Genomic DNA, 1414 nt, shown 5'->3' on the forward strand with positions numbered 1-1414 from the left:
CCCGCCGCAGCGTCGATGGATCAGTTCCGCTCCTACGCGGCCCGCGGCGACGCGTTCATCGAGGCCGTTGCCGGGCTGATGCGCGAGCACGGCTGGGACGTGCACGACGACGCCGCGCCCGACGCCGACTGACCCGCCGCCACCCGACCGTCTCGCTTCCCCCGTGAGGAGGGCCATGTCCCCGATCGAGCTCCGCCCGGTCCGCCCCCGCGCGGCCGACGACGCCCCCGAGCACCGGGAGCGGATCCTGCGCCGGATGTGGCGGGTCCTCGAGGGCCGCCGCGCCCTCGACCTGTCGGTCCTGCTCATCAGCGGCTGCACCGCCCTGCTCACCGTGCTGGGGCTCGTGATGGTGCTCTCTTCGTCCTCCGTCGAGGCGATCGGCACCGGCGGCGGCTCGTACGCGCTGTTCCTGCGCCAGAGCGCCTGGGCGGTGGCGGGCGTGGCGGCCCTGCTCGTGTTCTCGCGCCTGCCGGTGCGCGTCCTCAAGGCGCTCGCCTGGCCGGCGTTCGGCGTGGCCGTGATCCTGCTCGCGCTGGTCGCGTTCTCCCCGCTCGGCGTCACCGTGGGCGGCAATCGCAACTGGCTGGGCATCGGCGGGTTCCGGATGCAGCCCTCCGAGGCCGCCAAGCTCGCCCTGGCCCTGTGGGCGGCGGCGGTCCTGGAGCGCAAGCACCGCCTCGTCACCCAGGTGCGGCACGCGCTGATCCCGGTGCTGCCCGGCGGCCTGTTGCTGCTGGTCCTGGTGATGGCGGGCAGCGACCTCGGGACCGCGATCATCCTCGCGATCGTGCTGGCCACGGTGCTGTACGTGGCCGGCACCCATTGGGGGGTCTTCCTCACCTTCCTGGCGCTGAGCGTGCTGGGCATCCTGGCCCTGACCCTCCTCGCCCCGCACCGCATGGTCCGGGTGCAGGCCTGGATGGGGGACTGCTCGGACGCCACCGACCCCTGCTTCCAGCCGGCGCACGGGATGTACGCCCTGGCCTCCGGCGGCTGGTGGGGCGCGGGCCTCGGCCAGTCCCGACAGAAGTGGAGCTACATCCCGGAGGCCGAGAACGACTTCATCTTCACCATCCTCGGCGAGGAGCTCGGGCTCGTGGGCACGCTGGTGGTGCTGCTGGCCTACCTCGGCCTGGCGATCGGCATCTACCGCGTCGCCGCCGGGACCACGTCCACGTTCATCCGCCTGTCCACGTGGGGGATCCTGGCCTGGCTGGTGGGCCAGGCGGCCGTCAACATCGCGATGGTCTCCGGGGTCATCCCCGTGGTGGGCGTCCCGCTGCCCTTCATCTCCTATGGTGGTTCCGCGCTCACCCTGTCCTTGAGCGCGGTCGGCATCGTGCTGGCCTTCGCCCGCCACGAGCGCCGCCGTGCCGCCCAGCCGGACGCCCGCCCCCAGGCGGACGAGCCG

Annotated in this window: 1 protein-coding gene; it reads left to right on the forward strand. The window is 73.2% G+C overall.

What is annotated here, in order from left to right; translation table 11 throughout:
* Positions 1-175: 175 nt before the first annotated feature.
* A partial coding sequence (ftsW, locus tag QL983_RS11225; RefSeq protein ID WP_290153043.1) for a putative lipid II flippase FtsW occupies positions 176-1414 on the forward strand: 1239 nt, incomplete at its 3' end.

Source organism: Micrococcus sp. APC 4021 (assembly GCF_030407635.1).
Taxonomy (GTDB): domain Bacteria; phylum Actinomycetota; class Actinomycetes; order Actinomycetales; family Micrococcaceae; genus Micrococcus; species Micrococcus luteus.